Here is a 25466-nt window from a genome sequence, read left to right as displayed (position 1 = left end):
GGCTACCGGGCCGTACCATCGTCCTTATGGCTACGGAAGACGCGGTGCGCGAGGCACTGGCGACGGTGAACGACCCCGAGATCAACCGCCCCATCACCGAACTGGGGATGGTCAAGTCGGTGGAGATCGGTGCGGACGGTGCGGTCGCGGTCACCGTGTACCTGACGGTCTCCGGCTGCCCGATGCGCGAGACGATCACGCAGCGTGTGACGGACGCCGTCTCCGCGGTCGACGGCGTCACCCGGGTCGACGTCACGCTCGACGTGATGAGCGACGAGCAGCGCAAGGAGCTGGCGAACGCCCTGCGCGGCGGTGGCGCCGAGCGCGAGGTCCCCTTCGCCAAGCCGGGCTCGCTGACCCGTGTTTACGCGGTCGCGTCCGGCAAGGGCGGCGTCGGCAAGTCCTCCGTGACGGTCAACCTGGCCGCGGCGATGGCGGCCGACGGCCTGAAGGTGGGCGTCGTCGACGCCGACATCTACGGCCACAGCGTGCCGCGCATGCTGGGCGCCGACGGGCGTCCGACCCAGGTCGAGAACATGATCATGCCGCCGTCCGCGAACGGTGTGAAGGTCATCTCCATCGGCATGTTCACGCCGGGCAACGCGCCGGTCGTGTGGCGCGGCCCGATGCTCCACCGGGCGCTCCAGCAGTTCCTGGCGGACGTCTACTGGGGCGACCTGGACGTCCTGCTCCTGGACCTGCCTCCGGGTACGGGTGACATCGCCATCTCGGTGGCCCAGCTGGTCCCGAACGCCGAGATCCTGGTCGTGACGACCCCGCAGCAGGCGGCCGCGGAAGTGGCCGAGCGGGCGGGCTCCATCGCCGTCCAGACCCACCAGAAGATCGTCGGCGTGGTCGAGAACATGTCCGGCCTGCCCTGCCCGCACTGCGACGAGATGGTCGACGTCTTCGGCACGGGCGGCGGCCAGGTCGTCGCCGACGGCCTCACCCGCACGACCGGTGCGACGGTCCCGGTCCTCGGCAACATCCCCATCGACGTCCGCCTCCGCGAGGGCGGCGACGAGGGCAAGCCGGTGGTCCTGACGGACCCGGACTCCCCGGCGGGTTCCGCGCTGCGCGCCATCGCGGGCAAGCTGGGCGGACGCCAGCGGGGCCTGTCGGGCCTGTCCTTGGGCATCACGCCGCGCAACAAGTTCTAGAGGGGCCTCGCGGGAGCGCCCCGTCAGGGGCGCGGGGAACTGCGCGAGCAACCCCCACGGGCCCGCAGCCGCAAGACGCCACAGACCCCCAAGGCGAAGGGGCGCCGCACAACCCGCGGCGCCCTTTCATCATGCGTACGCGGAAATATCCTTGATCATGGCGAAGCCCAACCCGTACGCACTCATACCGCGCCCGTACGCCCCCACATGCACCCCCTGCTGAGTCGAGCCGGCCAGCACCCACCCGAACTCCGACTCCCGGTAGTGGAACGGCGTCGGAACCCCGTCCACCGGCAGGGACAGCATCGACCAGTCAGGTCCGTCCAGATCGTCGGCCAGCGCCCACGCCGTCTCCGTCTGCTGCTCCAGCCAGTCGTCCCGCAGCGAGTGGTCCATCTGCCCCGGCCAGGTGAAGGACAGCAGTCCCACCCCCGCGAGCCAGGCCGCCGAGGACACCGACGTGGCCTCCAGCAGCCCCGTACCGTCGGCGCTGCGCCGGGACGGATTCGCCGCGACGGTCACGACCACCGCGAACTTCTCCCGGTCCTCCGTCGCCTCGTTGCGTACGGAGGGCTCGTCACCGTGCCCGGTCGACCCGTGTTCCACGGTCCCGTCGGCCGCCGTGCCGACCTGCATCAGCCAGCGCGGTCCCGTGAAGGCCTCGTCGAGGCCGTACCACGGGAAGGGCGCCAGCAGGTAGCCGTCAACCGTGCGCCGGGCGGAGGCGAGCTGCTGTCCGCTCTCCACGGCCGGTTCCTGCGCGACTGCCCGACTCGTCGTCTGACTCGTCGTCTCCATGTGCCCGGACGCCTCCTCGTTCTCGCCGGACCAGCCCGGCCCGCCCCCCTTCGGGCGTACTCGTCCGGTCCGCACAACAAATCGGCAGCATAGCCACACCGCTCCGAGCGGCAGGGAAACCGCCCGGCGCGCGGGGCACGCAGAGGGCGCGTTCAGGCCGTGCGCGACCCGGGCGGAGTATGAGAAGCGTCACGTACGAGCGGTGTCCCGCCCGCGTGTTCGTACGGCTCAGGTGGCGTCCGCGTCGTACGGCGGGCGCTCGTCGCGGGGCTTCTCGGGCTTCTTCGTCATGTCGACGGTGCCGCTGGAAGAACCCGAGGAGAACGACGAAGAGGAGGACGAGGATTCCGTCTCGCGGCCGTGGACGGCGTCGGCGACCTCGGCCATCTCCTTCTTCAGGTCGAAGCCGTTGCGGATCTCCTTGATGCCCAGTTCGTCGTTGTCCAGCTGTTTACGGATGAACGTCTTGGGGTTGAGGTCCTCGAACTCGAAGTCCTTGAACTCCGGCCCGAGCTCCGACCGGATGTCGTGCTTGGCGCTCTCCGAGAACTCGCGGATCTTGCGAATCGTCCGCGTGACGTCCTGAATCATCTTCGGGAGCTTGTCCGGACCGAAGACGAGCACGGCGAGGACGACGAGCGTCACCAGCTCGAGAGGTCCTATGTCATTGAACACCTGAAGCTCCTTGCGATGTCCTCGGCCCTCGGCCCTCAGTGGTCGAATGCGGGTCTTCCGTGGTCCGGGCCGGCTCCACGGTACCCGGCGATCCGCTACGACCGGTACTGTCCCGAGGCCTCCGAATGCGGGTAGGCGTGCGGTTTTCCGGGTTGTTTGCCTTGTCAGGCCATAAGTGGGGCGGCCCGGCGACGTTCGGTGTGAGGTTTCTGTGAGTCTCAGTCCCCACTCGAGGAGCCCAGCGTCAGCGAGATCCCCCGCTCCTTGCCGCCGCGTTCCAGGGTCAGCTCCAGCCGGTCGCCGGGACGGTGGGCGCGGATCTTGACGATGAGTTCCTCGCCGGAGTGGACGCGCTGGCCGTCGACCTCGGTGATGACGTCGCCCGGCTTGATGCCGGCCTTGTCACCGGGGCCGCCGGCGGTGACCGCGGAGCCACCGCCGCTGCCCTTGGTGCCGACGCGGGCTCCGTCGCCGGTGTAGTCCATGTCGAGGGTGACGCCGATGACCGGGTGGGTCGCCCGACCGGTGTTGATCAGCTCCTCCGCGACCCGCTTGGCCTGGTTGACCGGGATGGCGAAGCCGAGGCCGATGGAGCCGGCCTGGCCGCCGTCGAGGTCGGAACCGCTGTCGGCGGAACGGATCGCGGAGTTGATGCCGACGACCCGGGCGCGGGCGTCGAGGAGCGGGCCGCCGGAGTTGCCGGGGTTGATGGGCGCGTCGGTCTGCAACGCGTCCACGTACGACACGTCGCTCGCGTCCCCGCTCTCGCCGCCGGCCGTGATGGGCCGCTCCTTGGCGCTGATGATGCCGGAGGTGACGGTGCCGGCCAGGTCGAAGGGGGCGCCGATGGCGACGACCGGGTCGCCGACCTGGACGTTGTCGGAGTTGCCGAGCGGCAGGGGCTTGAGGCCGCTGACGCCGGTGACCTTGACGACGGCGAGGTCGTAGCCGCCGTCGCGGCCGACGACGGTGGCCTTGGCGGTGTCCCCGCTGTGGAAGGTCACCGATATCTCGCCGTCGTCGCCCGCGGGTTCGACGACGTGGTTGTTGGTGAGGATGTGACCACGGTCGTCGAGCACGAACCCGGTCCCGGTGCCCTGCTCGTCGCTCCCGCTGACATGCAGGGTCACGACGCTGGGCAGGGCCCGCGCGGCGATCCCGGCGACACTGTCCGGCGCCCGCCCGGCGGGCTCGGCTTCGGCCTGGGGCAGCTCGACGTCCCCCACCCCGCCGTTGCGCTCCAGATACGCCCCCACGACCCCGCCGACGCCTCCGGAGACGAGCGCGAGCAGCACTGCGCCGACGAGGAGCACCTTCATGCCCCGTCTGTGCCGCTGCTCCTGGGTGCGGACCGCGGCGCCGTTCTGCTGGAGGGGCGCACCGGGGTGGGCCTCGTGCGACCAGGGGTCGTAGTTCTGCCAGGGGTTGGCGGGGGGCGGGGCTTCGGTGTAGGCGGGGACCACGGTGGCTTCGGCGGGGGCGTCGGGGGCGGAGGGCCCTGCCTGGGCGGGGATGCCGGGGGTGGGGGTCGGGAGGGGGGTGGGGGCCGGGACAGGAGCGGGGACGGATTCGGCGGCTACCGGGGTCGGGGCCGGAGCTGGGGGTGCGGACACTGCGGGCGGGCCGGGCACGGGCACGGGCGCGCCATGCGTCGGTGGGGGCGGCGGCGGTACGGCCGTCCCGTGCGCCGGTGTGGTCGCCGGGTGCTGGACCGGCGGGGCGGGGGCCCAGGGGCCGGGCTCACCGTAGGGCGGGGTGCTGTAGGGGTCGGGGTCGTGCAGGGGCTTGGGGCGTGCGTCGTTGGGGTCTGCGGGGGCGGCGGCAGTAAGGGCGGGGGCCGTAGGGGCAGTGCCAGTAGGGACGGACGCCTCGGGCGCCCCGGCCGGTCGCGCCAGTTCGAAGTCGCCCTCGGGCAGGGCCGCGCCACTGGTCGCCGTACTCGCCAGGGGGCGCGCCAGCTCGAAGTCGCCGTCGTCCGAAGCCCCGTCACCGGCCTTGCCCACCGCGGGACGCGCCAGCTCGAAGTCGCCGTCCGTGTCACCGGTCGTGTCACCGACCCGGTCCCGCTCGACGGCGTCTGCAGGCGCCGCCGCTACGACCGGCTCGGCCCCGCTCGACTCGTCCGACGTCGGTGCCTCCCCGTCCGCCTGGCCCGAAGGTCCCTGCGGTCTGGGTCGATTCCACCACTTCGCCTTCGCGGGCTTCCCCTCGTTCATGCTCTGCTTCCTGCTCGCTGCTGACCATGGCTCGAGTAGGACGCTTCGCTCCGGGGCGCACCCGCCCGGGAACCGAACGGCGCCGCGTCGGCGGAGGCGGGCGACCCTGGTTTCACGGCAGGCCGCCACCGGGAACGCTCCGGCGTCCGCATGCCTACTCGACTCTGCGCTGTCGCACTCGAGTTCCCCTCAGGGAACCGGGCGACCCCGTCCTACCTCCCCCATCCGGCACGCGGCGTCAACGGCGGCCGCAGTTCCACGACTCCGCGCCCGGCCCACCGGCACGGCGCGCGGCCCACCCCCGGATTCAACCAGGTTCGTGGGCCGCTGCGCAGAGGCCGGGTCAGTGGCCGGTGCCCGAAGAGATGGAGGGAGAGGTGGAGGGGGAGGAGATCGCGTCGGGGACGGGCGCGGCGAACAGATCGGGGGTCTGGGTGATTCCAGGGGTCGTCGACCATGCCGTCAGGGCGAGCGGCGGGTTCGCGCTGAGCGGGCGTATCAACGGGGACATGGCGGCCGCGCCGGCCACCACGGGAGCCGTCAGGGTGTGCAGGTCCGCGTCGACGGGCTGGGCCGGCATGCCGGGTAGGAGCGGCGCCGACACCTCGGTCGGGGCCACCGGGGTGTCGGCGGTGCCCTGGCCCTGCGCGAGGAGCGGGCCGACGGCGCGGCGGCGCTGGTTCTCGGCTGTCGTCGCGGCGCCGGTGCCCTGGGTCCTGGCCGGCGTCACATTGCTGCCGCCCGAGCCGCCGCGGGCCTCCGCGTCGATCGGCGCGCTCGATGTGACACCGCCCAGCGCGATGGCGGCCAGCGAGACCGCGCCCGCGGCGACGAACGCGAACCGCATCCGGGAGGACGCGGAGCGGTCGGCGTCCTGACGGCCCACGGGGTGGGTGCGGAAGCCGCTGTCGGTGGCGGGGAACGCGGAGCCGGGTGCACGGGAGGGGACGTAGTCGAACTCGAAGCGGTCACCGCGCTTCATGCCGAAGGCCCCGGAGGACCCGGGTCGTCCCGACAGTCCGCCGAACCCTCCCCCGCCGAGCGGCGAGCCGCCGCCGTCGAGGTCACCTCCACCGGGGAGTCCCTGGAGACGGGCCAGGAAACTCTCGGAGGGAGGCGGCGGGGCCGCCTCCGCGAAGACGTTCTTCAGCCGGCGCTGGGCGTCGACCTCGGACTTGCACCGGGCGCAGGTCGCCAGATGTGCCAGGACGCGCTCACGCGTCTCATGACCGAGCTCTCCGTCGACGAGGGCGGAGAGTCGGTCGCCAAGGTGCTGCTCGGCGAGGAGCCGTTCAGCCGGGTTGGGTCGGGAGCCACTCACGCGGTCGCGCCCCCTCCCCCCAGAGCGGCCACACGCGGCACGAAGGAGCGACGCTCGGCGCGCGCCTCCGGGGAACGGTGGGCGAGGGCCTTGCGCAGCTGCGAGCGGCCGCGGTGGATACGGGACCGGACGGTGCCGAGCTTGACGCCCAGGGTCGCGGCGATCTCCTCGTACGACAGTCCTTCGATGTCGCACAGGACGACCGCGGCGCGGAACTCGGGCGCGAGCGTGTCGAGGGCCTGCTGGACGTCGGCGTCGAAGTGCGCGTCGTTGAAGACCTGCTGGGGCGTGGGCTCCCTGCTGGGCAGCCGCTCGGCCGCGTCGTCGCCCAGTGCGTCGAAGCGGATGCGCTGCTTGCGGCGGACCATGTCCAGGAACAGGTTGGTGGTGATGCGGTGCAGCCAGCCCTCGAAGGTGCCCGGCGTGTACGTCGACAGGGAGCGGAAGACGCGGACGAAGACTTCCTGCGTCAGGTCCTCGGCGTCGTGCTGGTTGCCGGTGAGGCGGTACGCCAGTCGGTAGACGCGACCGCTGTGCGTGCTGACGATCTCCTCCCAGGTGGGCGGAGTCCACGCCTGCCCGTCCGCGTGGGTGGAGAAGGTCGCGGTCTGGGCGTAGTCGCCGGCGTGGCTGTGGTCAGCGGTGTCGTTCACGGATTTCGGCCTGCCCGCCGATCCGAGGAAGCGCCGCAGCACTCCTCCCCGATCCACAGGCGCAGCCGCACCTCCCCTATCGGCTCTGGTGGTGTCCAGTGGAGCCCCTACCATAGCCACCTCGCCCGTTAGCTCCGGATAAGCGGTTTTACGAGAATTTGATCTGGGCTGGCACGGCTGATGCGCGTGCGTCAGCACTTGCTCGCCGCCCCGCTCGTCATCGTGATCCAACTGTGTCCCCCCGGTCGTCTTCCCACCCCTCTAAACGCCCGGTCCCATCTGCGGGTTCCCGGCCGCAACGGATACAGTCACGCCCAGGCAACCACGGGGACAGGAGAGGGCCATTACCGGCAACCGGCAGACGAGCTGGGCGTTCGCCGACGCCTACGTCGCCGAGGACGACGTCCTGCGCTGGGCCCGGGACCGGGCCCGTGAGGCGGGACTGCGCTCGGTGTCGCCCGGCACGGGCGCCGCGCTGCGACTGCTGGCCGCCTCCGTGGACGCGAAGGCGGTGGCGGAGATCGGTACCGGCACCGGCGTCTCCGGTATCCACCTCCTGCACGGCATGCGCGCCGACGGCGTCCTGACGACCGTCGACCCCGAACCCGAGCACCAGCAGTTCGCCCGCCAGGCCTTCCGTGCCTCCGGCTTCGCCAGCAACCGCGCCCGCTTCATCCCGGGCCGCGCCCTGGACGTCCTGCCCCGCCTCGCGGACTCCGGCTACGACCTCGTCTTCTGTGACGGTGACCGGCTCGAGTTTCTCGAATATCTCGCTGAATCGTTGCGCCTGCTGCGTCCGGGTGGCCTCGTCGTCTTCGAGGGCGTCTTCGCCAACGGCCGCACGGTCGACTCGGGCCCTCAGCCCACCGAGGTCATACGTATCCGGGAGCTGTTGCGCGCGGTGCGCGAGAGCCAGGAGCTGGTGCCGTCGCTGCTGCCGGTCGGGGACGGCCTGCTGTGCGCGGTCAAGCGCTGACCGCGAGGCGAGTGGCGGGGGAAGCAACGACCCCGGCACCATGTGCGATGCCGGGGTCGCCGAAAGGGTAGGGTCGCTGCCGCGTCAGCCGACGACCTTCTTGAGGGCGTCGCCGAGCGCGTCGGCCTCGTCCGGGGTCAGCTCGACGACGAGCCGACCGCCGCCTTCGAGCGGAACGCGCATGACGATGCCCCGCCCCTCCTTGGTCACCTCGAGCGGGCCATCACCCGTTCGCGGCTTCATGGCCGCCATGCTCGTTCCCCTTCCTGAAACCAGCTCATCGTCAAAGCCGACGGCCCCATGGAGGGCACGCGCGTCTGACATGAGACACGCGACACCGGCATCGAACACATTGCTTCCAAGCCATTATCCCGCATCTCAGGACCCGATGACCAACATCAGTCGGCATCGCTTGGGCAACGCGCGCGAGCAAAACCACTCAATTCGGCGATGTGACTGCGATACTGCGCCGCCGCACTCCCTTTCGCCGAACGGAGCCGGACACGAATTCTTTGACGCAGGTCACACGTCCGGTCAGGGCCGTTGTCGGTGATCTCCGCCATGCTGTCCTTCAGACAGGCGCGTACCGACCAGTACGCCCAAGCCACGACAGCGGAGGGGACACCCCATGGCCGACACCGTGCTCTACGAAGTGAGCGACGGACTCGCGACGATCACGCTGAACCGCCCCGAGGCGATGAACGCGCTGAATGTCGAGACCAAGGTCGCCCTGCGGGACGCGGTTCGCTCCGCGGCGGACGACAGTGCCGTGCGCGCCGTGCTGCTGACCGCTGCCGGGGACCGGTCCTTCTGTGTGGGACAGGACCTCAAGGAGCACATCGGGCTGTTGCTGACGGATCGGGAGACCGGGTCCCGGCAAACGATGAGTACGGTGCGGGAGCACTACAACCCGATCACGCGGGCGCTGACCGAGATGCGCAAGCCCGTGGTGGCGGGGGTGAACGGGGTCGCTGCCGGGGCGGGCTTCGGTTTCGCGCTGGCCGCGGACTATCGAGTGGTCGCGGACACGGCTGCCTTCAACACGTCCTTCGCGGGGGTCGCGCTGACCGCGGACTCCGGGATCTCGTGGACGCTGCCGCGTGTGGTGGGGCCGGGGCGGGCCGCTGACCTGCTGCTCTTCCCCCGGAACATCAAGGCGCAGGAGGCGTACGAGCTGGGGATCGCGAACCGGGTCGTGCCGTCGGCCGACCTGCGCGCGGAGGCTGAGAAGGTGGCGCGGGCGCTGGCCGAGGGGCCGACGGTGGCGTACGGGGCGATCAAGGAGGCGGTGGCGTTCGGGATGTCGCACTCCTTGGCGGAGACCTTGGAGAAGGAGGACGAGCTGCAGACTCGGGCGGGGTCTTCCGAGGACCATGCGATCGCTGTGCAGGCGTTTGTGAACAAGGAGAAGCCCAAGTACTTGGGCCGATAGGTCCGAGGGGCCGTAGCGCCGTGGGGGACCGCGAATCCGATGTGGCTGGTCGCGCCCCCCGCGGCGGAACCGCATATCGACACGGCCCCGCGCCCCTAGAGGGCGCTTCTCGCGACACATGTCTCCAAGTGGTCGTCCACCAGGCCGCACGCCTGCATCAGGGCGTATGCCGTCGTCGGGCCTACGAAGCGTAGGCCGCGCTTCTTCAGGGCCTTGGACAGGGCCGTTGATTCCGGGGTGATCGCCGGGACATCCGCCAGGGTCTTCGGGGCCGGACGAGTCACCGGATCCGGCGCGTGGGACCAGATCAGGGAGTCCAGCTCACCCGGGGGCCAGTCGGCCAGCGCGCGGGCGTTGGCGAGGGTCGCGTCGATCTTGGCGCGGTTGCGGATGATGCCCTCGTCGGTGAGGAGACGGTCCCGGTCGGTGTCCGTGAAGGTCGCGACCTTGGCGATCTCGAAGCCCGCGAAGGCGGCGCGGAAGCCCTCGCGGCGGCGCAGGATCGTGATCCAGGACAGGCCCGACTGGAAGGCCTCCAGGCTGAGGCGCTCGAACAGGGCGTCGTCGCCGTGGACCGGGCGGCCCCACTCCTCGTCGTGGTACGTGACGTAGTCCGGGGTGGACAGGGCCCACGGGCAGCGCAGGGCGCCGTCCGGGCCGGCGAGGGCCGTGCCGTCGCTCACTGCTGGTCCTCCTGGGCGGGCTTCTCCATCGACACCTGGCCGGACGAGGCCCGCGCGCCGGACAGCGCGGACTCCAGGTCGGCGATCCGGGCGTCGCGCTCGGCGAGCTCGGCGGCGAGGCGGCTGAGGGCGTCGTCGACGTCGGACATGCGGTAGCCGCGGGCGGCGAGCGGGAAGCGGAGGCTGTCGATGTCCGCGCGGTCGAGCGGGCGGTCCGGCGGCAGCAGGTCCTGCAGACGCTCCGGGGCGGCCTCCGGCAGCGGACCGCTGCCCTCGCCGCCGCCCACCACGGCGAGTGTCACCGCGGCGACCACCACGGCCAGCGCGATGACCAGGAAGAAGAACATAACCATCGCGGCGGCCCCCACGGTCGGTGCAGTCGGTGAATACGAGCGGTCGGGTCTGTCAGTGTCCGATCGTGCCATGCGACTCTGACAGTTAGGGTCGCGGGCGGCCGAAAGGCCAGGACGTGCCAGGACAGACAGGGAGAGGTCACAGGGGATGCTCAGGCTGGGCAGGCGTGAGTTCGACACGCACGAGCCGGTGATCATGGCGATCGTGAACCGGACCCCGGACTCCTTCTACGACCAAGGGGCGACGTTCCGGGACGAGCCGGCCCTCGCGCGCGTGGAGCAGGCCGTGGCGGAGGGCGCCGCGATCATCGACATCGGTGGGGTGAAGGCCGGGCCCGGCGAAGAGGTGACCGCCGAGGAGGAGGCGCGGCGGACGGTCGGGTTCGTGGCGGAGGTGCGGCGGCGCTTCCCGGACGTCGTGATCAGCGTGGACACCTGGCGGGCCGAGGTGGGGGCGGCCGTGTGCGAGGCGGGGGCGGATCTGCTGAACGACGCGTGGGGTGGGGTGGATCCCGGGCTCGCGGAGGTCGCCGCGCGGTACGGGGTGGGGTTGGTGTGTACGCATGCCGGGGGTGCGGAGCCTCGGACTCGGCCGCATCGGGTGGCGTACGACGATGTCATGGCCGACATCCTTCGGGTGACCGTGGGGTTGGCGGAGCGGGCGTTGGCGTTGGGGGTGCCGCGGGAGTCGATTCTGATCGATCCGGGGCATGACTTCGGGAAGAACACCCGGCACAGTCTCGAGGCGACTCGGCGGCTCGGGGAGATGGTGTCGACGGGGTGGCCGGTGTTGGTGTCGCTGTCGAACAAGGACTTCGTCGGCGAGACCCTGGACAAGCCCGTGAAGGAGCGGGTGGTCGGGACGCTGGCGACGACTGCGGTGTCGGCTTGGCTGGGGGCCCAGGTGTACCGGGTCCACGAGGTGGCGGAGACGCGGCAAGTGCTGGACATGGTGGCGTCGATCGCGGGGCATCGGGCTCCGGCGGTGGCCCGGCGGGGGCTGGCGTAGCGCTTCCTCGCCCCCGCCGCCCCTACACGTCCCATCCTCGAAGGGGCTCCGCCCCTTCACCCCGCCAGGGGGCGGAGCCCCTTGGACCCCCGCTCCTCAAACGCCGGAGGGGCTGAGTGCCTCTAGGGGCGCGGGGAACTGCGCGACCAGCCCCCGCCGGGCGGTGGCCGCGCAGCCGCCGTCAGCCGTCACGGCGCGGGCGGAGCCCGGCGGGGTCCGGGGTGGAACCCCAGGGGCTTGTCGAGTTCGGCCGCTCAAGCCCAGCGCTAGCGTCCCGCCTCCTTGGAGACCAGGGCCACCGCCTCGTCCACGTCGTCCGTGACGTGGAACAGGAGGAGGTCCTTCTCTGCGGCCTTGCCCTGGGCGATGAGGGTGTTCTTGAGCCAGTCGACGAGGCCGCCCCAGTACTCGCTGCCGAAGAGGACGATCGGGAAGCGGGTGACCTTCTGGGTCTGGACGAGGGTGAGGGCCTCGAAGAGTTCGTCGAGGGTGCCGAGGCCGCCGGGGAGGACCACGAAGCCCTGGGCGTACTTGACGAACATCATCTTGCGGACGAAGAAGTACCGGAAGTTCAGACCGATGTCGACGTACGGGTTGAGCCCCTGCTCGAAGGGCAGTTCGATGCCGAGGCCGACCGAGATGCCACCCGCCTCGCAGGCGCCCTTGTTCGCGGCCTCCATGGCGCCGGGGCCACCGCCGGTGATCACCGCGAAGCCGGCCTCGACCAGGCCTCGGCCGAGGCGGACTCCCGCGTCGTACTCGGGAGAGTCGGCCGGCGTGCGGGCCGAGCCGAAGACGCTGATCGCCGCCGGGAGTTCGGCGAGGGTGCCGAAGCCCTCGATGAACTCCGACTGGATACGCAGGACCCGCCAGGGGTCGGTGTGGACCCAGTCGGAGGGCCCGCCCGCGTCCAGCAGCCGCTGGTCGGTCGTGCTCGCCGTCACCTGGTCCCGCCTCCGGAGAACCGGTCCCAGACGCTGCTCCGACGGTGGCTGCTTCTTCCCCTCGGGGTTGCCGGTAGCCATGTGCGCTCCCTCCGCTGCGGGGCCTGCGAGTGTTGCAGGTCGTTCCACCTCAGCGTAGATCCACGTGGGTTACGGACGGGGGACGTGAGCATGACCGCCGTGAAGCGCCGCCCCCGGCGTGCCGCTACGCCGTGAGCCAATCCCTCAGCCGCTCCTCCCCCGCGAGGATCTTCGCCGTCTCCACGCGCTCGTCCCGCTTGTGCGCCAAGTGCGGGTTGCCGGGGCCGTAGTTGACCGCGGGGATGCCCAGGGAGGAGAAGCGGGAGACGTCCGTCCAGCCGTACTTGGGGCGGGCCGTGCCCCCGACCGCCGCCATGAACGCCGCGGCCGCCGGGTGGGACAGGCCGGGTAGCGCGCCGCCGCTGTGGTCGTCCACCACGAACTCCTCCACGCCGCAGTCGGCGAAGACCTCACGGACGTGCGCGACGGCCTCCTCCTCGGTGCGGTCCGGCGCGTAGCGGAAGTTGACGGTGACGACGCACTCGTCGGGGATGACGTTGCCGGCCACGCCGCCCTGGATGCCGACCGCGTTCAGGCCCTCGCGGTACTCCAGGCCGTCGATCACCGGGTAGCGCGGTTCGTACGAGGCCAGCTTCGCCAGGATCGGGGCGGCCGCGTGGATCGCGTTCGAGCCCATCCAGCCGCGCGCGGAGTGGGCGCGCTCGCCCTTGGTCCTCAGGAGCACCCTGAGCGTGCCCTGGCAGCCGCCCTCGACCTCGCCGTCCGACGGCTCCAGGAGGACCGCGAAGTCGCCCTCCAGCCACTCGGGGCGGGCCTCGGAGATGTGCTTGAGGCCGTTGAGGTCCGCGGTCACCTCTTCGTTGTCGTAGAAGACGAAGGTCAGGTCGCGGTTGGGGGCCGGGACCGTGGCGGCGATACGGAGCTGGACCGCGACGCCCGACTTCATGTCGCAGGTGCCGCACCCCCACAGCACGCCGTCCTCGTCCAGCCTCGACGGGACGTTGTCCGCGATCGGCACCGTGTCGATGTGCCCGGCGAGGATCACGCGCTCCGGCCGGCCGAGGTTCGTGCGCGCCACGACGTTGTTGCCGTACCGGTCGACCGTCAGGTGGGGCAGAGCGCGCAGGGCGGTCTCGATGGCGTCCGCGAGGGGCTGCTCGGTGCCGCTGACGGAGGGGAAGTCGACGAGCTGCGCGGTGAGCTTCGCGGCGTCCAGCGTGAGGTCAAGGGAGGTGTCGGCCATGGATCCGACCCTAACCCGCCGGGCCGCCACCCCACTTTTCCCACCGATTTTCGACTAGGCCAATACCCCTCAGTAACCTCAGCTACCTTGTAGGGCGTGCCAGAGCTGTCACCTTCTCCGAAACACCGTCGCCGTGGCCGCCTCCTCCGTCGCGGGGCGGCCTTCGTGGTCCTGCTCGCCGTCGCGGGATATCTCGCGGTGCAGTACGTCACCGGCGGCACGGGCACACCGGGCTGCGAGGTCGTCTCGGGCAAGGGCGACGGGGCGCGGTACGACTTCACGCCGGAGCAGGCGGTGAACGCGGCGACCATCGCCGCCGTCGGCACCGGTCGCGGGCTGCCCGAGCGGGCCGTGACGATCGCGCTCGCCACGGCGCTGCAGGAGTCGGGGCTGCGCAACATCAGCCATGGCGACCGTGACTCGCTGGGCCTGTTCCAGCAGCGGCCCTCGCAGGGCTGGGGCACGGAGAAGCAGATCCAGGACCCGATCTACTCGGCGGGCATCTTCTACGAGCACCTGGTCAAGGTCCGCGGCTACACGGAGCTGCCGCTCACCGTCGCCGCGCAGCGCGTCCAGCGCAGCGGCTTCCCGGAGGCGTACGCCAAGCACGAGCCGGACGCGACGCTGCTGGCCGCGGCCCTCACCGGGCGTTCGGCGGCCACGCTGACCTGCGAGGGCCGTCCGGGTGCCGCGCGGGCCTCGGGTCCGGACGCCGTACGGGCCGCGCTCGTACGGGACTTCGGGCAGGACGCGCTCCAGTCGGCCGGGGCCGCGGTGGGCGACCGCAAGACCGCGCCCTCGCCCACGCCCACGGTGATCCAGCGCGACGGGCAGACCGTGCTGCTGCCGGTGACCGGCGACTCGGGTTCCGGCGCCGGGCGCGGCGTCCGTGAGCGGGGCTGGCAGTTGGCCCACTGGGCTGTGGCCAACGCCTCCGATCTGCACATCAAGCGGGTCGCGTACGCCGGGCGGGAGTGGACGGCCGGGAACACCGACAGCCAGTGGCGGACGACGACGTCGGCGTCGGGTTCGTCGGGGGCGGAGAGCGGGCTGGGCTCGGTCCGGATCGTGACGACCCACTAGGACCTGCCACGCGTGCCCGTCGTCGTACGCGTGGGCCGTACGTGCAGGAGTTCGGCGGCTCACTCGTGAGGATCACCCGAGGTGTCGGTCGGCGACGGGGTGGGCAGGTTTCCGCGCGGTCACCCCGATATCGGCGGAAGCCCTTGGGAATCAAGGGCTGTAAGGATTCGGCGGGCTTTCCGGCGAGGATCTTTTTGCCCGTATTTATCCGCAGGCGATAATGCGACGCATTGCCAACTCTTTACATTGCGGCGCCGCAACCTTCACGGGCTTCGAGCGGTAGTCACTGCGTCCGAGCCCGGAGATCAACAGCCAGTCGGTCAACTGCCGGGTGCGGTCGGACACTTCATCGTTCTCATCCGACATACCCGTCGAAGGAGCATCATGTCCCTCCCCCTGACCCGCCGGATCGCCCGTGCCGCGCTGATCGTCGCTGCGGGAGCGGCTGCCGGGGTCGGTGCGGCCGGCTCCGCCAGCGCGGCCCCCGAACTGCCCGACGCCACCAAGGTCGGTGGGCTGACCGCCCTGGACGGCGCGAGCGTCGTCGACGGCGCGGCCACCAACGCCACCGGGATCGCGGGTGGCGCCGTCGACACCGCGGTGGACGGTGCGCTGCCGACCGCCACGAAGGCCGGCGACAAGGTGACCAAGACCGGCGGCAAGGCCGCGAAGAAGGCCGTGCCGACCGCGACGAAGGCCGGCGGCAAGGTCGCCAAGAAGGCGACGCCCGCGGCGCAGCAGACCGCCGGTGGTGTGGCCGGGTCGGTCGGGTCCGTCCTCGGCGAGGCGGCCGGTACGGCCACGCAGGGCGGCGTGCCCGCGACCGGTTCGCTGCCGGTGCAGGGCCTGCCCCTCAGCTGACACTCGGCTGACGCCTGGTCTGAGCCGGCGGGGTCCAGGGAGTTCCTGGGCCCCGTCGGCCTTTGCGCGTGCCGGCGTTCGCCCACGTCGGCAGGGGCCGGGGCGTGTTCTGACCGCCCCGGGCACAGCCTGAGCGGGAGCTACGTCAGGCGTTGTACCGCTGCCCGTACCCGTTCGTCCGTCGCCGTGAAAGCGACGCGTACATGCTGGGCGCCGGCCTCGCCGTAGAAGTCGCCCGGGGCCACGAGGATGCCGAGGTCTGCCAGGGCGGAGACGGTGGTCCAGCAGGACTCGCCCTTGGTGGCCCAGAGGTAGAGGCTGGCCTCGCTGTGTTCGATGCGGAAGCCGTGGGACTCCAGGGCCGTCCGGAGGGCGTCGCGGCGGGCGGCGTAGCGGTCGCGCTGGACGCGGACGTGTTCGTCGTCGCCGAGGGCCGCGACGACGGCCGCCTGGGTCGGCGCGGACGTCATCATGCCGCCGTGCTTGCGGATCTGGAGGAGGGGGCCGAGGACGTCCGGGTCGCCGGCCAGGAACGCGGCGCGGTAGCCCGCCAGGTTCGAGCGCTTCGACAACGAATGCACCGCGACGATGCCCTCGTACGAGCCGCCGTTGACGTCCGGGTGCAGGACCGAGACCGGGTCGGCGTCCCAGCCCAGTTCCAGGTAGCACTCGTCGGAGAAGACCAGGACGCCGTGCGATCGGGCCCACGCCACGATGCGGGTGAGCTCCGACTTGGAGAGGACCTTGCCCGTGGGGTTCGACGGCGAGTTAAGCCAGAGGAGCTTCAGGCCCCGCGGGTCGAGCTCCGTAGGGTCGTCGTAGACCTCGTGGTCCGCACGGGCGAGGCGGGCGCCCACCTCGTACGTCGGGTACGCCAGCCGCGGGTAGGCCACCCGGTCGCCGGGGCCGAGGCCCAGCTGGGTGGGGAGCCAGGCGACGAGTTCCTTGGAGCCGACGATGGGCAGGACGTGGCGGTGGGTGACGTCGCGGGCGCCCAGGCGGCGCTCCACCCATCCGGTGATCGCGTCGCGCAGCGCCGGGGTGCCCCAGACCGTCGGATAGCCCGGGGAGTCCGCCGCGTCGATCAGGGCCTTCTGGATCAGCTCGGGGACCGGGTCGACCGGCGTGCCGACGGAGAGGTCGACGATGCCGTCCGGGTGCGCGGAGGCCGTCTTCTTGTACGGCTCCAGCTTGTCCCAGGGAAAGGTCGGAAGGCGGTCGGAGACTGCGGACACGGAATCTCGCTCACTTTCTGGTACTGCCGGATACGGCAACGCCTCGGTCTCGTACGGTGATCAAGGGCGATCAGGCCGTACGAGACCGAGGCGGCACGCTGTGCGGGTCGCCGGTGGGGACTACTCGGCCTGCGGCGGCAGCGCGGCGATGAAGGGGTGGTCCCGCTCGATCAGGCCCAGCTTGCTGGCGCCGCCGGGGGAGCCGAGCTCGTCGAAGAACTCGACGTTCGCCTTGTAGTAGTCCTTCCACTCCTCCGGAGTGTCGTCCTCGTAGAAGATCGCCTCGACCGGGCAGACCGGCTCACAAGCACCGCAGTCGACGCATTCGTCCGGGTGGATGTACAAGGACCGCTGGCCCTCGTAGATGCAGTCGACCGGGCACTCCTCGATGCACGCCTTGTCCTTGACGTCGACACAAGGCTGCGCGATGACGTAGGTCACGCTGTCGTTCCTCCTCGATAGGGCGCTGGCGGGCCTCCACAGGCTCCGCCGCCTGGCGCGCGGGAGCGCGGCGTCGTCGATGCCCGCCCCTAGTATCTCCGTTCTTGGGCATGATCCGAACAGGAGGGGTGAACTGACCTGTGGAAATCTCTGCGACGGGGCGCCTTGAGGTCCGTATCACCACTGCTGACGTGGGCAAACGGGTCTCTGTACGCCGCCTGAACGATCCTGCCGCGGCGGGTGAGAAATTCACCGACACGGTGGGTGTTCTCGCATCATGGGACGAAGGTGTGCTGCTGATCACACGGAAGAGTGGCGAGACCGTCCGTATCGCGGAATCGTCGCTGGTGGCGGGGAAGGTCGTGCCGGACGCGCCGGCCCGTCGCCGGGGGCCGTCCGCCTCGTACGAGGAACTCGCGCAGGCCGCCACGCGCGCGTGGCGGCCGGTGGAGAGCGAGATGCTCGGCGCGTGGGAGCTGCGGGCCGCGTCCGGGTTCACCCGGCGGGCCAACTCGGTGCTGCCGCTCGGCGACCCCGGGATGCCGCTGCCGGACGCGCTCGACGCCGTACGGCGCTGGTACGGCGACCGGGGGCTCCCGGCGTACGTCCAGACCGCGACGGGGGCCGAGGGCACGCAGGAGCTGCTGTGCGCGGAGCTGGAGCGGCTGGGGTGGGTGCGGGAGGTCTCCGCCGAGATGTGGATCGGGGCGCTGGCTCCGGCCGCCGACCGGGGCGAGGGCGCCGGGGTGGTGCTGTCCCGGGAGGCGGACGAGGCCTGGCTGGCGCGGTACCAGCGCAAGGGGGTGAGCGAGGTGGCCCTGAAGGTCTTGGGCAGTGGGCCGTCGGTGTGGTTCGCGACGGTGCCCGGCGCGGACGGCGCGGCGCCCGCCGCCATCGGGCGGTGTGTCGTGGACGGCCGGTGGGCCGGGTTCGCCGCAGTGGAGGTCGACCCGGCGCTGCGCCGGCAGGGGCTGGCGACCCGGGTGATGACCGCGCTGGCGCGGCGGGCGCTCGACGAGGGGGCGTCGGCGGCGTGGTTGCAGGTCGAGGTGGAGAACGCGGGAGCACGGGAGATGTACGCCCGGATGGGGTTCGGCGCGCATCACGCGTATCACCACTACCGATCAGCTTGATCAGCCGCGTTCGATCAGCGTGAGCAGTGGTACCGATCGTCGTGAAAGGGCACTAGCCGGCTATGCGTCCCCCCTATCCCCCGCCGCCCGAACGCTCCGCCGAACTGCGGCGGCGGTTCGCCGAAGAGGCACGGTCCGAGCGACCCGATCTGTCCCTGCTCTGTCTGCTGGTGGGGGCCGAGGCGGACGGGGAGCTGGACGAGGCGGGCATGGACGCGGTGCAGGTGGAGCTGGACTCGCTGGCGGGGCAGCTGCCGTTCCGGCCCGGCGGGCCGCGGGCCTGGGCGGTCGCGCTGCGGGAGCTGCTCGGGGAGCGGTACGGGTTCCGGGGGGCGGCCGCGGACTACCAGCGGCTGGAGTCGTCGTTGCTGCACCAGGTGCTGGTGCGGCGGCGGGGGCTGCCGATCCTGTTGTCGGTGCTGTGGATGGAGGTGGCGCGGCGGGCGGGGGCGCCGGTGTACGGGGTCGCTCTGCCGGGGCACTTCGTCGTCGGGTTCGGGCCTGCGGAGGAGCAGGTGCTGGCCGATCCGTTCGACGGGGGGCGGGTGCTGACCGGGGGTGATGCGGAGTTGCTGGTGGCGGGGGCCACGGGGGCGGCGCTGGAGCCGTCGATGTTGGCGCCGGCCGATCCGTTGGACGTGGTGCTGCGGATTCTCAACAACGTCCGGGCGTGGGCGGCGGCTCGGCCCGAGCGGACGGATGTGGCGCTGTGGGCCGTGGAGTTGTCGTTGGCGTTGCCTTCGCATCCGGCTCGGTTGCGGGTTGAGCGGGCGCGGTTGCTTGTTCAGCGGGGTGACTTCGTCGATGGGGCCGTGGGGTTGGAGGAGTACGCGGAGTTGATCAGGGGGGTGGATGAGGGGGCGGCCGAGCGGGTGCGGGGGGAGGCTCGGGCGGCTCGGGCGATGTTGAACTGACGGTCCGCCCCGACGCCGTAGGGGGTACGCGGGTGCGGGTTCGTTGTGGCTGGTCGCGCAGTTCCCCGCGCCCCTGGGGCCCCTGGGCCGCGATTTGGACGCAGCCTTCTGACTCTTACAGCCAGCCCTTCTCTCTCGCTATTCTCACCGCCTCCGCTCTGTTGCGTACCGCCAGTTTCTGGATCGCGGTCGAGAGGTAGTTGCGGACCGTGCCCTGGGACAGGTGCAGGGCGGCCGCCAGCTCGGCGTTGGTCGAGCCGTCCTCCGCTGCTCGGAGGATCTCTCGCTCGCGGTCGGTCAAGGGGTTGGCGCCCTCCGCCAGGGCCGCTGCCGCCAGGGTGGGGTCGATGACCCGCTCCCCCGCCAGGACCTTGCGTACCGCTTCGGCCAATTGGGCCGCGGGGGCGTCCTTGACCAGGAAGGCGTCGGCGCCGGATTCCATGGCGCTGCGGAGGTAGCCGGGGCGGCCGAAGGTGGTGAGGACGACCAGCTTCACGGCGGGGAGTTCCCGGTGCAGCAGGGCCGCGGCCTCTATGCCCGTCGCGCCCGGCATCTCGATGTCCAGGAGCGCCACGTCGATGTCGTGCTCGCGGGCGGCCGGGAGGACCTCGTCGCCGCGGGCGACCTGGGCGACGACCTCGATGTCGTCCTCCAGGCCGAGCAGGGCGGCCAGGGCCTCGCGGACCATCGACTGGTCCTCGGCGAGCAGGACCTTGATCGTGGGGCTCATGGCGCGGATTCTACGGCTGTCTCGGTGGCGGGGGCCGGGACGCGGGCGGTGAGACGGAAGCCGTGCCTGGTGCCGCCGGCGTCCAGGGTGCCGCCGGCCTTCTCGAGGCGTTCCGTCAGGCCGGTCAGGCCGTTGCCGGGGCCGCCGCCCTGGTCGCCGGAGCCGTTGTCCTCGACGGACAGTTCGAGGACGGGGCCGTCGAGGGTCTGGCGGCGCAGGAGTTCGACCGTGCAGCGTCCGGCGCCGCTGTGGCGCACGACGTTGGTGATCGCCTCGCGCAGGGCCCAGGCGAGGGCCGTCTCGCTGTCCTCGGTTACGCCGGTGAGGTCCGGTTCGGCGGCGGGCAGGGCGGCGACGACTCCGGCGGCGGTCAACGCGACCTTGGCGCCCGCCAGTTCGGCGGCGAGGCGCGGGCGGCGGTAACCGGTGACGGCTTCGCGGACGTCCACCAGGGCCTGGCGGCTGACCTGTTCGATGTCCGCGACCTGCTGGGCCGCCTTGTCGGGGTGGGCGGGGAGCATCCGGCCGGCGAGTTCGCTCTTGAGCGTGATCAGGGAGAGGGAGTGGCCGAGCAGGTCGTGCAGGTCCCGGGCCAGGCGCAGTCTCTCCTCGTTCGCGGCGAGTTGGGCGACCGTGGCGCGGGCCTCGCGCAGCGCGACCGTGGTGCGGACGAGTTCGCGTACGCCGGTCATGGCGAAGCCGCCCAGCAGGGCCGGGATCAGCAGGCCGGCCAGGAACTCCTTGCCGCCCGGGGTCGCGAGGGCGATCAGGGTCATCAGCGCGCACGCGCCCGGGATCGTCCAGCGGGCCATGCGCAGGGGCAGGGCCGCGCCGGACGCGATCGAGACGTACACGAACAGGACCAGCCACTCCCGGCCCAGGGTCAGGGCGAGGACCGTGGACTGGGCGGCGAGGACGCCGAGCGAGGCGAGGACGACGCTGTTGCGTTCGCCGCGGCCGGTGCGGAAGAGCAGCAGCATGTACCAGGTGACGAAGGCGCAGAGGCCGATCCAGCCGAGGATCCGCACGCCCGTGCTGTGGCCTCCGTGCAGCAGGTCGGTCGCCGGGGCGCTCAGGTAGACCAGCCAGATGCCGGTCCACAGGAGCTTGACGAGCCGCTGCCTGATGTTCTCCGGGCGCTGTCCGATGCCCACGCCTGTGCCGCTCACGCCTTCAGTGTGTCCTTCCGGTACAGCCAGGCCGCGCCGCCCGTGAACAGGGCGAAGAAGACGGCGAGGACGACGAGGTCCTTCGCGTGCGGGGCCTGGCTCTGTTCGATCGCCTGCCCGAGGGCAGCGTACGCGTGTGTGGGGACCCAGGCGGCGATGTCCTGGAGCCACTGCGGGAACGTGGTCGTGGGCATCCACAGGCCGCCGAGGATGGACAGCCCGAAGTAGGTGATCATCGTGATCGGACGGACCGAGTCGCCGCTCGCGAGGTAGCCGATCGCCACCCCGAGCGCGGCGAACACCAGGCTCCCGGCCCAGATCGCGCCGGTGAGCGCGAGCCACTGCCAGGCGTCGAGCCGTACGTCCTTCACCACGGCGGCGACGGCGAAGACGACGACGATGGACGGCAGGCTGACCACGGCGGCGCTCGCGGTCTTCGCGAGCACGTACCCGCGGCCCGGCAGGGGCGTCAGCCGCAGCTGCCGTACCCAGCCGCTCTCGCGTTCCTTGGCTATGCGCTCGCTGTTGCCCATCAGGACGGCCGTCAGGGCGCCGAAGGAGGCCATCGAGACCATCATGTAGGTCGGCAGCGTCAGGCCGGTGCCGTCGACCTTCGTGGAGCTGTCGGCGCTGCCCGCGATCAGCAGGAACAGGATCGACGGGTAGAGCACCGAGAAGAACAGGAACTTGCGGTTGCGCAGGGCGCGGGTGAGTTCCAGCCGGATCAGGCCCTTCATGAGGTACGCGCCTCCTCGGCGGTGGTGATGGCGACGAAGGCCTGCTCCAGGCCCAGCCCGGCGACCTCGAGGTTGCGGGGGTAGAGGCCGAGGCCGTAGAGGGAGTGGACGGTCGCGTCGGCGTCGGAGGACTGGAGTCGGACCGTACGGCCGGACACGTCCATCGTGGTGAGGAAGGGCAGGGCGCGCAGGGCGGCCTCGTCCACGGGGCCGTCGGGCAGGTCGAAGGAGATCCTGCGGGCGCCCGCCTTCGCCTTGATCTCGGCGGCCGTGCCGTCGGCCAGCAGCCGGCCCCGGTGCAGGACGAGCACCCGGTCGGCGATGGCGTCGGCCTCCTCCAGGTAGTGCGTGGCGAACAGGACCGTACGGCCCTGGTCGGCCTGTTCGCGCATGGTGGCCCAGAAGGCCTGGCGGGTGGTGACGTCCATGCCGGTGGTCGGCTCGTCCAGGACGATCAGGTCGCTGTCGCCGGCGGTGGCAAGGGCGAAGCGGACGCGCTGGGCCTGGCCGCCGGAGAGCTTGTCGACCCTGCGGTCGGCGATCGCCGTGACGCCGGCGCGGGCGAGGACCTCGGAGACGGGGTACGGCCGCGGATGCAGATCGCAGGCCAGCCGCACCAGCTCGGCCACCGTGACCTCGTCCATCAGTCCGCCGCTCTGCAGCATGGCGCCCACCCGCCCGGCGACGATCGCCTCGCGCGGCTCGGTGCCGAACAGGCCGATCGTGCCGCTGTCGGGGCGCTTGAGACCGAGCAGCAGGTCGAGGGTGGTCGACTTGCCTGCCCCGTTCGGGCCCAGCAGGGCCACGGTCTCCCCCGGGTGCAGCGCCAGCGTCAGTCCGTCGACGGCGCGCACATCCCCGTAGCTCTTGGTCACCTGGTCGAATCCGACCACTGTCGTTGTCATGTGCTCCAGGGTGGCCGCGCGGCCCCCCGGACCGGCAGTGTCGGCGGTCCTGACTGCCGGATGACAGATGTCATACGACGACGAGGGGGCACCCGGCGGTTGCCGGGTGCCCCCTCGTCCGGGCGGTCGGGCTAGCTCGGGTTGGTGTCGATGGTGACGGTGCGCTCCGCCGCCGTCTTGGCGCGCAGGGCCTTGCGCAGGGCGGAGGCGACGTCCTGCGGGAGGACGTCGCGCTTGCCGCTGGCGCCGTTGATCTGCACGCCGTCGAAGGTGGCGCCGTACGCCTCCTTGAGCGCCGTGAGGTCGTAGGTGTCCACGAGCTTGCCGTCGACGGCCTTGACGCCGAGGATCTTCGGCAGTGACAGGGCGCCGAACGGGATGCTGTGCGCGGCGTCCGTCTGGATCGTGACCTTGTTGGCCATCGCGGGCTCCGCGAACTCCTTCATGAACCGGTCGACCTCGGCGTTCGAGACCGTCGGCTGCTTCGTCGTCGTCGGCACGGTCACCGGGTCGCTCGCACCGGTCTCGACCTGGGTGCGGTAGGCCTGCTCGACCGCCGCGGTGGACCCGGCGACGTCGATGCCCTTGCCCGCCTTGCCGTAGACGGCGACGGCCTTGCCCGAATCGAACTTGACCGTGCCCTCGGTCACCGAGCCGGAGCCGCCGGAGGCGTCCTCCAGGGCGGCGTGCAGCTTCTCCTCGTCGGTGGGCATGACCGGTTCGACGACGCGGTGGTTGCCGAACAGGGAGCCGATGACGGAGACCGGGTTGTAGTCGCTGGTCGCGGCGGCGCTGACGGTCTGCTGCATGTCGAACTGCAGCCCGGCCTTGTCCGGCTCCAGCGTCACCGTCTTACCGCCCACGGACAGCTTCAGCGGCTTGTCGACCCGGTCGTCGAAGGCGTCGTTGAGCTTCTTGACCGCGTCGTCGCGGGTGCCGCCGCCGATGTCGACGCCGAGGACGGTGGTGCCCTTGGGCACGTCGGAGTGGGCCATCAGCAGGCCCGCGCCGTACACGCCGCCCGCGAGGACGATCACTCCGCCGCCGACCAGCGCCAGCTTGTTGCGGCCCTTCTTCTTGGGCGCGCGGGAGGACTGGGTGTCCGACGAGCCGGTCTCGGGCAGCTTCGGGGGCGTGTGCGGCCCGGAGGGCTCGGTACCGCCCGGCCCGAAGGGACCGCCCTGGGCACCGGAGGGCACGACGGGGATGCCGCTGGTGACGGTGTGACCGGAGACGTTGTCGGCGACGCCGCCGTAGGGCGGGGTGCCGGGCTCGGGGGCCGGCTTCTGCGGGGTGAGGATCGCGGTGTCGTCGCTGAGCCCACCGCCCGGGCCGTGGCCGGGGCCGCCGGGGCCCGCGGAGATACCGGGGCCGACCGGGGCGCCCGGGCCGGAGGGTCCGGGAGGGCCACCGGGGCCGGAGGGACCGCCCAGGCCACCGGCGGGGCCACCGGGACGGCTCGGACCTGCGGAGATACCGGGAGCGCCCGGGCCGGCGGAGATGCCGGAGCCGACCGGGCCGCGCTGACCGCCCGGGCTGCCGGGCGCGCCGGAGCCACGCGGGCCACCGGGGCCACCCGGGCCGCCGGGCCCACCCTGGGTACCGCCCGCGACCGGCGGCACCGCCGGGCCGTCACCGGTGACCGGGCCGGTCGTCGGGCCCGTGGGGCCGTGCGGGCCGCCCTGGCCGCCGCGGCCGTTCGGGCCGTTGAAGTCGCTCGGGCCGCCGAAGTCGTCGAGGCCGCGGGGGGCGCCGAAGTCGTCGAAGTCGTTCGGGGCGTTGAAATCGGCGGCGGGGTCGAAGCCGCCGGGGCCGCCCTGGGTGCCGTAGCCGTTCTGACCGCCCTGGCCGTTCGGGCCGTGCCGGCCGCCGCCGTTGTCCGAGAAGTACGGCAGGTCGTCGCGACGGGCGTCGTCGCCGGGGCGGGCGCCGTTTCCGTTGCCGTTGCCGCGCGTGCCTGCCGCCAAGGCCTCGGTCACGTCGAAGGAACCGGTGCCTCCGCCGTGTCCGGGAGCCACGGGGCCGCCGGTCGCGCCGGGGAGACCGGCGCCGTTGGTGGCGCCGGGGCGGGAGCCGCCCGGGACGTTCATCGAGCCGACGACACCACCGGGCCGACCGGCACCGGCACCCGGGCGCCCGCCACCGGCGCTCGTGCCCGCGGGACCACCGGGGGCCGAACCGCCGGGCAGACCGGCACCGTTGGAGGATGGGCCGGCCTGACCGCCCTTGGGCGCGCCGGACTTGCGCGGCGCGAACCAGTCGCTCGTCTTCTCCCCCGCCTGCGCCGCGGGCTCGGCCGGAGGTTCCACGGTGCCCGTGGACATGGAGGTGGCGGCGGACGGCGTCGGCGTCTCTGCGGGGGCGCCGGAGCCGGAGGCCTGTGCGTCGGCGTCGGCGACGGGCTGGCGTACGACCACGGGCGGAATGGGCCGGGATCCGGGGATGTTGATCCGGATCCGTGTCGTCAGCGTGGTCTCGGTCTTGCGTTCCCCCGGCTGCGTGCCCGAACGGCCCGCGTCCGCACCGCTGTCGGAAGCCATGGGGGTCCCGTACGGCGGCGTGCCCGAGGGGTATGCGGCTCCGCCGTGCCCGTTGGGCCCGGAGGACGGAGTGTCAGTTTCACGACTCAAGGCAGGTTCTCCCGGTTGGCTCCGCCGCCGTTTCGACCCCATTGCTCCGGACGGCTCGGCGGCGCGCACCACCATACTGGCCACTTCTGGCCCGTATCCCACGACCGCCTGGGAAACCCACAC

Annotated in this window: 25 protein-coding genes; 8 read left to right on the top strand and 17 right to left on the bottom strand. The window is 71.9% G+C overall.

Going from position 1 to position 25466, the window contains the following annotated elements; all coding sequences use genetic code 11:
• Positions 1 to 26: 26 nt before the first annotated feature.
• Positions 27 to 1160: an Mrp/NBP35 family ATP-binding protein gene (locus tag ACFZBP_RS33030; RefSeq protein ID WP_383457701.1), complete on the top strand. Its 1134-nt coding sequence runs from the start codon at positions 27 to 29 to the stop codon at positions 1158 to 1160.
• 129 nt (positions 1161 to 1289) lie between these two features.
• On the opposite strand, the gene ACFZBP_RS33025 is transcribed toward ACFZBP_RS33030, so the two are convergent.
• The 5 genes from ACFZBP_RS33025 to sigE all read right to left on the bottom strand — a co-directional run bounded on the left by ACFZBP_RS33025 (position 1290) and on the right by sigE (position 6865).
• Positions 1290 to 1958, bottom strand: coding sequence for a hypothetical protein (locus ACFZBP_RS33025; RefSeq protein WP_383457704.1), 669 nt, complete (start codon positions 1956 to 1958; stop codon positions 1290 to 1292).
• Positions 1959 to 2186: 228 nt separating this feature from the next.
• On the bottom strand, positions 2187 to 2633 hold the full coding sequence (locus ACFZBP_RS33020; RefSeq protein ID WP_391418587.1) for a sec-independent translocase: 447 nt from the start codon (positions 2631 to 2633) through the stop codon (positions 2187 to 2189).
• A gap of 218 nt (positions 2634 to 2851) precedes the next feature.
• Positions 2852 to 4849, bottom strand: a complete 1998-nt coding sequence (locus ACFZBP_RS33015) for a trypsin-like peptidase domain-containing protein (RefSeq protein ID WP_391418584.1) — start codon at positions 4847 to 4849, stop codon at positions 2852 to 2854.
• Between the two features lie 343 nt (positions 4850 to 5192).
• A complete protein-coding gene (locus tag ACFZBP_RS33010) occupies positions 5193 to 6170 on the bottom strand; it encodes a zf-HC2 domain-containing protein (RefSeq protein ID WP_391418581.1) in 978 nt (325 codons plus the stop codon).
• Positions 6167 to 6865, bottom strand: coding sequence for an RNA polymerase sigma factor SigE (gene sigE, locus ACFZBP_RS33005; protein ID WP_383458051.1), 699 nt, complete (start codon positions 6863 to 6865; stop codon positions 6167 to 6169). The genes ACFZBP_RS33010 and sigE overlap by 4 nt, the downstream gene beginning before the upstream one ends.
• A 235-nt stretch (positions 6866 to 7100) precedes the next feature.
• On the opposite strand from sigE, the gene ACFZBP_RS33000 reads away from it, so the two are divergent.
• Positions 7101 to 7799 carry an O-methyltransferase gene (locus ACFZBP_RS33000; protein WP_383458053.1) on the top strand — a complete coding sequence of 233 codons (699 nt, stop codon included), beginning with the start codon at positions 7101 to 7103 and terminating at the stop codon, positions 7797 to 7799.
• Between the two features lie 84 nt (positions 7800 to 7883).
• Here ACFZBP_RS33000 and ACFZBP_RS32995 read toward each other — a convergent pair whose 3' ends face one another.
• Complete coding sequence (locus tag ACFZBP_RS32995; protein WP_003966491.1) at positions 7884 to 8051, bottom strand: DUF3117 domain-containing protein; 168 nt, start codon at positions 8049 to 8051, stop codon at positions 7884 to 7886.
• A 376-nt stretch (positions 8052 to 8427) separates the two neighbouring features.
• Here ACFZBP_RS32995 and ACFZBP_RS32990 point away from each other — a divergent pair, with 376 nt between their 5' ends.
• A complete protein-coding gene (locus ACFZBP_RS32990) occupies positions 8428 to 9231 on the top strand; it encodes an enoyl-CoA hydratase-related protein (protein WP_391418579.1) in 804 nt (267 codons plus the stop codon).
• Between the two features lie 95 nt (positions 9232 to 9326).
• Here ACFZBP_RS32990 and ACFZBP_RS32985 read toward each other — a convergent pair whose 3' ends face one another.
• Entirely contained in the window at positions 9327 to 9914 is a 588-nt protein-coding gene (locus ACFZBP_RS32985) for a DNA-3-methyladenine glycosylase I (RefSeq protein ID WP_383457723.1), read from the bottom strand.
• Positions 9911 to 10261, bottom strand: a complete 351-nt coding sequence (locus tag ACFZBP_RS32980) for a DivIVA domain-containing protein (protein ID WP_383458055.1) — start codon at positions 10259 to 10261, stop codon at positions 9911 to 9913. The genes ACFZBP_RS32985 and ACFZBP_RS32980 overlap by 4 nt, the downstream gene beginning before the upstream one ends.
• A gap of 154 nt (positions 10262 to 10415) precedes the next feature.
• On the opposite strand from ACFZBP_RS32980, the gene folP reads away from it, so the two are divergent.
• Complete coding sequence (gene folP / locus ACFZBP_RS32975) at positions 10416 to 11276, top strand: dihydropteroate synthase (protein WP_391418576.1); 861 nt, start codon at positions 10416 to 10418, stop codon at positions 11274 to 11276.
• Between the two features lie 266 nt (positions 11277 to 11542).
• Here the strand turns inward: folP and ACFZBP_RS32970 are convergent, their stop codons facing one another.
• Both ACFZBP_RS32970 and dapE read right to left on the bottom strand, forming a co-directional pair.
• Complete coding sequence (locus ACFZBP_RS32970; protein WP_383457729.1) at positions 11543 to 12301, bottom strand: TIGR00730 family Rossman fold protein; 759 nt, start codon at positions 12299 to 12301, stop codon at positions 11543 to 11545.
• Between the two features lie 124 nt (positions 12302 to 12425).
• A complete protein-coding gene (gene dapE, locus ACFZBP_RS32965; protein ID WP_391418573.1) occupies positions 12426 to 13505 on the bottom strand; it encodes a succinyl-diaminopimelate desuccinylase in 1080 nt (359 codons plus the stop codon).
• Between the two features lie 96 nt (positions 13506 to 13601).
• Between dapE and ACFZBP_RS32960 the strand changes: the two genes are divergently transcribed.
• Together ACFZBP_RS32960 and ACFZBP_RS32955 are read left to right on the top strand one after the other, a co-directional pair.
• Positions 13602 to 14588, top strand: coding sequence for a heavy metal transporter (locus tag ACFZBP_RS32960; protein WP_391418571.1), 987 nt, complete (start codon positions 13602 to 13604; stop codon positions 14586 to 14588).
• Positions 14589 to 14972: 384 nt separating this feature from the next.
• On the top strand, positions 14973 to 15449 hold the full coding sequence (locus ACFZBP_RS32955) for a hypothetical protein (protein ID WP_062718214.1): 477 nt from the start codon (positions 14973 to 14975) through the stop codon (positions 15447 to 15449).
• 140 nt (positions 15450 to 15589) lie between these two features.
• On the opposite strand, the gene ACFZBP_RS32950 is transcribed toward ACFZBP_RS32955, so the two are convergent.
• The gene (locus tag ACFZBP_RS32950) at positions 15590 to 16684 is read right to left on the bottom strand and encodes a bifunctional succinyldiaminopimelate transaminase/glutamate-prephenate aminotransferase (RefSeq protein WP_391418568.1); all 1095 of its coding nucleotides are present in this window, start codon (positions 16682 to 16684) and stop codon (positions 15590 to 15592) included.
• A gap of 120 nt (positions 16685 to 16804) precedes the next feature.
• Complete coding sequence (gene fdxA / locus ACFZBP_RS32945) at positions 16805 to 17125, bottom strand: ferredoxin (RefSeq protein WP_030929316.1); 321 nt, start codon at positions 17123 to 17125, stop codon at positions 16805 to 16807.
• Positions 17126 to 17265: 140 nt separating this feature from the next.
• Here fdxA and ACFZBP_RS32940 point away from each other — a divergent pair, with 140 nt between their 5' ends.
• Entirely contained in the window at positions 17266 to 18258 is a 993-nt protein-coding gene (locus ACFZBP_RS32940; protein WP_391418565.1) for a GNAT family N-acetyltransferase, read from the top strand.
• A gap of 62 nt (positions 18259 to 18320) precedes the next feature.
• Entirely contained in the window at positions 18321 to 19172 is an 852-nt protein-coding gene (locus tag ACFZBP_RS32935; protein WP_383457742.1) for a tetratricopeptide repeat protein, read from the top strand.
• A gap of 115 nt (positions 19173 to 19287) precedes the next feature.
• Here ACFZBP_RS32935 and ACFZBP_RS32930 read toward each other — a convergent pair whose 3' ends face one another.
• The 5 genes from ACFZBP_RS32930 to ACFZBP_RS32910 form a co-directional block, all read right to left on the bottom strand.
• Entirely contained in the window at positions 19288 to 19902 is a 615-nt protein-coding gene (locus ACFZBP_RS32930; RefSeq protein WP_391418563.1) for a response regulator, read from the bottom strand.
• Positions 19899 to 21071, bottom strand: a complete 1173-nt coding sequence (locus tag ACFZBP_RS32925) for a histidine kinase (protein ID WP_391418560.1) — start codon at positions 21069 to 21071, stop codon at positions 19899 to 19901. Before ACFZBP_RS32925 ends, ACFZBP_RS32930 begins: the two co-directional genes overlap by 4 nt.
• Entirely contained in the window at positions 21068 to 21808 is a 741-nt protein-coding gene (locus tag ACFZBP_RS32920; protein ID WP_391418558.1) for an ABC transporter permease, read from the bottom strand. The genes ACFZBP_RS32925 and ACFZBP_RS32920 overlap by 4 nt, the downstream gene beginning before the upstream one ends.
• Positions 21805 to 22713 (bottom strand): ATP-binding cassette domain-containing protein, encoded by a 909-nt coding sequence (locus ACFZBP_RS32915; RefSeq protein WP_391418555.1) that lies wholly within the window; start codon positions 22711 to 22713, stop codon positions 21805 to 21807. Before ACFZBP_RS32915 ends, ACFZBP_RS32920 begins: the two co-directional genes overlap by 4 nt.
• A 131-nt stretch (positions 22714 to 22844) precedes the next feature.
• Positions 22845 to 25253: a hypothetical protein gene (locus tag ACFZBP_RS32910; protein WP_391418552.1), complete on the bottom strand. Its 2409-nt coding sequence runs from the start codon at positions 25251 to 25253 to the stop codon at positions 22845 to 22847.
• Positions 25254 to 25466: the final 213 nt, after the last annotated feature.

The organism is Streptomyces sp. NPDC008086, assembly GCF_042957325.1.
Taxonomy (GTDB): domain Bacteria; phylum Actinomycetota; class Actinomycetes; order Streptomycetales; family Streptomycetaceae; genus Streptomyces.
The sequence above is the reverse complement of the archived record's forward strand: the minus strand, read 5'-3'. Positions and strand labels throughout refer to the sequence as shown.